At 69.4% G+C, this 5,536-nt stretch carries 5 protein-coding genes; 4 read left to right on the top strand and 1 reads right to left on the bottom strand.

Annotated elements, in window-relative coordinates; genetic code table 11:
* The first annotated feature begins 61 nt into the window (after positions 1–61).
* Complete coding sequence (gene pseB / locus Q8Q88_RS03710) at positions 62–1,120, top strand: UDP-N-acetylglucosamine 4,6-dehydratase (inverting) (protein ID WP_305673853.1); 1,059 nt, start codon at positions 62–64, stop codon at positions 1,118–1,120.
* A gap of 3 nt (positions 1,121–1,123) precedes the next feature.
* Positions 1,124–2,281: a UDP-4-amino-4,6-dideoxy-N-acetyl-beta-L-altrosamine transaminase gene (pseC, locus tag Q8Q88_RS03705; protein WP_305673852.1), complete on the top strand. Its 1,158-nt coding sequence runs from the start codon at positions 1,124–1,126 to the stop codon at positions 2,279–2,281.
* Positions 2,282–2,394: 113 nt separating this feature from the next.
* On the opposite strand, the gene Q8Q88_RS03700 is transcribed toward pseC, so the two are convergent.
* On the bottom strand, positions 2,395–4,107 hold the full coding sequence (locus tag Q8Q88_RS03700; RefSeq protein WP_305673851.1) for a hypothetical protein: 1,713 nt from the start codon (positions 4,105–4,107) through the stop codon (positions 2,395–2,397).
* Positions 4,108–4,304: 197 nt separating this feature from the next.
* Here Q8Q88_RS03700 and Q8Q88_RS03695 point away from each other — a divergent pair, with 197 nt between their 5' ends.
* Positions 4,305–5,027, top strand: coding sequence for a DUF4386 domain-containing protein (locus Q8Q88_RS03695; protein ID WP_305673850.1), 723 nt, complete (start codon positions 4,305–4,307; stop codon positions 5,025–5,027).
* Positions 5,028–5,182: 155 nt separating this feature from the next.
* Positions 5,183–5,536 (top strand): response regulator (locus Q8Q88_RS03690; RefSeq protein WP_305673849.1); only part of this gene is annotated, 354 nt, incomplete at its 3' end.

The following is a 5,536-nucleotide window of genomic DNA, read 5'->3' as shown; positions in this document are numbered from 1 at the left end:
CTTTACGTCCGGGGGCCGAGAGTGCGGCGAAGATTCGCATTTCCCTTCAGGAGCGCCGCTTTTGGGCCGGTTCGCACCCACTTCCCTGGACCTCGACGGCAAGGTGATCCTGGTCACCGGCGGCACGGGATCGTTCGGCCGCCGCTTCATCGAGACCGTGCTGACCCAGGCCAAGCCACGGAAACTGATCGTCTATTCCCGCGACGAGCTGAAGCAGCACGAGATGCAGATCGACCTGGCGGAGAAGTTCGACGCCGCGACGCTGACGCCCATGCGCTTCTTCCTGGGCGACGTGCGCGATCGCGAACGGCTGCAGCTGGCCATGCGCGGCGTCGACATCGTGATCCACGCCGCGGCCCTGAAACAGGTGCCGGCGGCGGAATACAATCCGTCGGAGTGCATCCACACCAATATCATGGGCGCCGAGAACGTGGTCTGGGCCTGCCTGTACAACCACGTGAAGCAGGTGGTGGCGCTCTCCACCGACAAGGCCTGCAACCCGGTGAACCTCTATGGGGCGACCAAGCTCGCCTCGGACAAGACCTTCGTGGCGGCCAACAACCTGTCGGGCGACATCGGCACCCGGTTCTCGGTGGTCCGCTATGGCAATGTGGTGGGCTCGCGCGGCTCGGTGGCCCCGCTGTTCCAGCGGCTGATCGCCAAGGGCGCAGCCGAGCTGCCGATCACCGACGCGCGGATGACCCGGTTCTGGATCACCCTCAACCAGGGGGTCGACTTCGTGCTGTCGTCCCTGGACCAGATGCGCGGCGGCGAGATCTTCGTGCCCAAGATCCCCTCCATGAAGATGACCGACCTTGCCGAGGCCATGGCCCCCGGCGTCGCCATCAAGGTGATCGGCATCCGGCCGGGCGAGAAGCTGCACGAGATGATGATCTCGGTGGACGACGCGCGCACCACGGTCGACCTGGGCGACCGCTACGCCATCGAGCCGGCCTTCGTGGAATATCCGCGCACGCCCTTCGCCGAAGCCCATCGCCTGGTCGACGAGGGCTTCTCCTACGCCAGCGACACCAATGAGGAGTGGCTGTCGGGCGACGGTCTGCTGACCCTGCTCGACGATCGCGGTCCGAGCGCCCGCCGTCGCCGGGCGACCGACTAGGCCATGCCCCTGCTTCCCTACGGCCGCCAGACCATCGAGGACGACGACATCGCCGCCGTGGCCGAGGCCCTGCGCGGCGACTTCCTGACCACCGGACCGACGGTGGACGCCTTCGAGGCCGCCTTCTGCGAAGTGGTCGGCGCGAAGCACGCCGTGGCCTGCGCCAACGGCACCGCGGCCCTGCACCTGGCCATGCTGGCCCTCGACGTGCAGCCGGGGGAGGTGGTGATCGCGCCGTCCATCACCTTCCTCGCCACTGCCAACTGCGCGCGATACGTCGGCGCCGAGGTGGTGTTCGCCGACGTGGACCCCGAGACGGGGCTGATGACCGCCCAGACCCTCGCCGACGCCCTGACGCGGGTGGGCGACCGCAAGCTCCGCGCGGTCCTGCCGGTCCACCTGCGTGGGGACACGGCCGACCTGCCGGGGCTCGAGGCCCTGGCGCGCGAGGCCGGGGCGGTGCTGGTGGAGGACGCGCCCCATGCGCTCGGCTCCACCCTCACCTTCGGCAACAGCGTCGAGACGGTGGGCGACTGCCGCCACTCGGCCATGGCCACCTTCTCGTTCCATCCGGTCAAGACCATCGCCACCGGCGAGGGGGGCATGGTCACCACCAATGACCCGCGCCTGGCCGAGCGCCTGAGACGTCTGCGCAGCCACGGCATGATCCGTCCCGAGGGCGGCGATCCCTGGTGGTACGAGATGCCGGAGCCCGGCTTCAACTACCGCCTGCCCGACATTCTGTGCGCGCTTGGAATCTCGCAGCTCGCCAAGCTCGACCGCTTCGCCGCGCGGCGGCGGCTACTGGCGGCGCGCTACGTCGAGGCGCTGGCGCCGCTTTCCCCGCTGGTGCAGCTGGCGACCCGGCCGGACTGGAGCGACCCGGTCCTGCATCTGATGGTGGCCCTCATCGACTTCCAGGCCGCCGGCAAGTCGCGCCGCGAGGTGGTCGAGGCGCTGAAGGCGCGCGGCGTCGGGACCCAGGTCCACTACATCCCCGTCCACACCCAGCCCTATTACCGGGACCGCTACGGCGACCTCGACCTGCCGGGGGCGCAGGCCTGGTACGAGCGCTGCCTCTCCCTGCCGCTCTATCCGGCCATGGCCGACGCGGACGTGGACCAGGTGGTCGCGGCGCTGGCCGAGGTGCTGGGGGGCTAGCGGCGGCTGGGGCCTCCACTCGACCCACTCCCGCGTGTCATCCCGGTCTTCGGCCTACGGCTGAAACCGGGATGACAGCGTTGGTGGAGGGAAACTTGGAGGTCGACCCACCCCTAAGCCGCGTGCCCCAGGACGCCCAGTAGCTCCCGCACCTTGCCCATGCACTCCGGCTGCTCGATCAGGTCGGCCCGGGTGTCGTCCTGACGGACCAGCTTGAAGGCCTCGTGCTTGGCGCGGTCGGCGGCGGGGCCGAGGGGGGCCACCTCGCCGACAGCCAGCCGCAGCATCAGCAGCAGCTTCTGGGATGGGGAGGCCGGGGTGCGGGCCAGGGTCTGGACCAGGCGGGCGTCGGCCTCGACCATGCCGCCCACGTCGCCGATCTTGGCCTGGATGGGGCCGTAGTCCTCGGCCACCAGGCCGCTGCGGCCCACGGAGCGCTGCAGGGCGGCGAGGATCTGGAGCTTGACCGCCGCGGTCTGCGGGCCGTTGCGGAATTCCTTCTCGAAGCGCAGGGCGGCGATGCCGGCGCCCAGATAGCGGCCGGCCTGGCGCTTGTTGGCGCCGCCGATGACGTTCTCCACCAGCCACATCAGGGCCTCGGCCTCTTCCCGGGCCGAGCGCTCCCGGCCGAGATAGACCTCCACGAAGTCGCCGGTGACCAGCATCCTGGAGCGTTGGATGAAGGCGTTCTGGATGTCGTCGAGCGGCAGCAGGGCGCCGGCCGCCGCTGTCAGCGCCATGGCCAGGCCGCGCATCACCTCGATCTCGCCGGTGGCGTCGCCGGGGCGCAGGCGGCGTGGGCCGTTCAGTTCGCGCACCACGCGCCTGGCGATGGCGGCGCGGACGCTCTCGAAATCCTCGGCCGCCAGCCATTTGGAGAGCCGGGTGGCGGCCTCCGACAGCGGCGGCATGACCTTGGCCACGGAAGGCTCGATCCGCATCAGGGCGTCGATCGCGTCGCAGGCCGCCAGCCTCGTCATGGCCGCGAGCTGGCCGCCGAGGTCCAGATCCTTGCCGATGACGTAATCGAGGCCGGTCTTGGAGCCGAGGATCTCGGCCAGGGGCTGCTCGATTACCTGCAGGGCCAGGCCCCGCGGCGGGCCGGTCACCGGGGCGGCGTCGGCCAGGTCCAGCAGGCGGGAGATCTTTTCCGACCAGGTCTTGGCCGGGGCGATGGAAGCCGCGACCCCGGCGCCCAGCAGATAGGCCCGCTCGGGATCCTTGCTCACCCGTTCGGCGGCGCGGGCGAAGCCTTCCTTGTCGATGTCGGGCATGCCGCCCTTGCGGAAATCCTTCAGCAGCCGGTCGATGGCCCGCTCGACCAGACTGGAGAAGGTGCGGATCAGCTCGTGGACGGTCATGTCCCGGGCCTGGGCCTCGGGAATGGCGACCTTCTGAATGGCGTGCTGCAGATCGGTGCCCGACGCTTCCAGTTCCTCGACCAGGTCGGCGCGGTGCAGCAGCTCGAACGGGGTCGCGCCCTTGCGCTCCAGCCAGCCTTCCAGCAGGCGGCCGATGCGTTCGCGGGCGTGGACGGTATAGAGGTCCTGCGGCGAGACGCAGAGCGGATCCTGGTTCTCGACGACCTTCTTCTTCTTGACGGTCTCGGTCGACCCGAGGTTCAAGATGGTGACGGACTGGAACTCGCGGGTCTCCGGGTCGAGGGTCTCCTTGGTGACGCGCACCCCGGCGACCTTGCCCTCCTTCATCATCTCCTGGGCGTTGGCGATCGCCTGGGCGCGGTTCTCCGTGGCCTGGTCCAGGGTCCAGCCTCCGCCCGGCGCCCGCCGGGAGAATACTTCGTAGTGGACTTGATGACCTTGCACGTGGACTGCCCCTTTCAGCCCACCACGTTCGCCGAACAAGCTTAATACTCGATTTATCCTGTCGCTTCGCCGCAGCGGCCGGGTGTCGCGCCGAGCCGGCCCAGCTAGACGTCCGCGCATAGCTGGACAACGGAATCAATGGGTTCCTTATGGGTGGGCGCGCGCGGCATTGTCGCGGGGCCCACCCGGAGACCGCCATGACCGCTCGACCGCTCCTCCCCGCGGGGATCGCCATGGCGCTCTTCGCGGTGGCGACCAACATCCCCTACCTCCTGCTGATCGATCGTTTCGGATACGACGATGTGCTGCGCCAGCCGCCGCTCGCGGTGCTCACGGCCTTCCAGGCGGGCGGCGTTGAACTGATCCTGATCTGGCTGGCCTTCGGCCTCTGCGCGCTCAGCTTCGTCCTCGTCGCCGGCCTGATCGACCGCGCCCTTCGCGTGTCGGGCGCGCCGATCGGCGGCTGGATCCTGGCCGTCGGCGTCGCCTCGGCGGTGGCTCAGGCGATCGGCCTGGCGCGCTGGGTCTTCGTGGTCCCGGTGCTGGCGACCACGGCGCTCGATCCGAGCGCCAGCCCGGCGGCGCGCGAAGCCGCCCTGGCGGCCTACCAGGCCTTCCACCAGTTCGCCGGGGTCGCCATCGGCGAGCATGTGGGCCAGCTCCTGCTGGTCGCCTGGACGTGCGGGGTGTCGCTGGCGATCCTGCGGGGCGGGCTCGGGCCGCGGGCTTTCGGCTGGTTCGGCCTGGCGCTCACGCCCTTCTGGATCCTTGGCCAAAGCGAACTGCTGCACACCGCGGCGCCGGCGATCCCGGTCCTGGAGCTGACGCCCTACGCCTTCATCGGCTGGGAGCTCTGGCTACTGGCGCTGGGATGCGCCTGGATCATCAAGGGCTTGCGGCGGTCCCAGGCGGAACCGTAGGCGCTCCCGGGGCTTTCCTTGCCGGCCCCTCGGCGCGACGCCCCGGGCGGCTCGCCCACGCTTGCGCCATCGCCTGTCGATCATTCGCCCCATTGAGGCCATGCTGGCGGACGATTAGCTATGCAAGCTTCGCCTGAAGGATGCGACGAGTACATATGGCCAAGATCACCCTGGTGGACGACGACGAGAACATCGTCACGTCAGTCAGCCTCGCCCTCGAGAGCCACGGCCACGAGGTCAAGGCGTATTTCGACGGCGCCGCGGGCCTGGCGGCGCTCGAGAACGAGCCGCCCGACCTCGCCATCCTCGATGTGAAGATGCCGCGCATGGACGGTATGGAGGTGCTGCGCCGCCTGCGCCGGACCTCGGACCTGCCGGTGATCATCCTCACCTCCAAGGACGAGGAGATCGACGAGATCCTGGGCTTCAACCTGGGCGCCGACGACTACATGCACAAACCCTTCAGCCAGCGCCTGCTGATCGAGCGGGTGAAGGCGGTGTTGCGCCGC

It is taken from the genome of Phenylobacterium sp. (genome assembly GCF_030697925.1).
Lineage (GTDB): Bacteria > Pseudomonadota > Alphaproteobacteria > Caulobacterales > Caulobacteraceae > Phenylobacterium.
Note: the sequence above shows the minus strand (reverse complement) of the source record. Positions and strands in the feature narration are given on the sequence as shown.

What these genes read in the sequence shown, in the direction of transcription:
- pseC (WP_305673852.1), top strand. Translation starts at nt 1,124, where the DNA reads ATGCCCCTGCTTCCCTACGGCCGCCAGACCATCGAGGACGACGACATC.
- Q8Q88_RS03695 (WP_305673850.1), top strand. Translation starts at nt 4,305, where the DNA reads ATGACCGCTCGACCGCTCCTCCCCGCGGGGATCGCCATGGCGCTCTTC.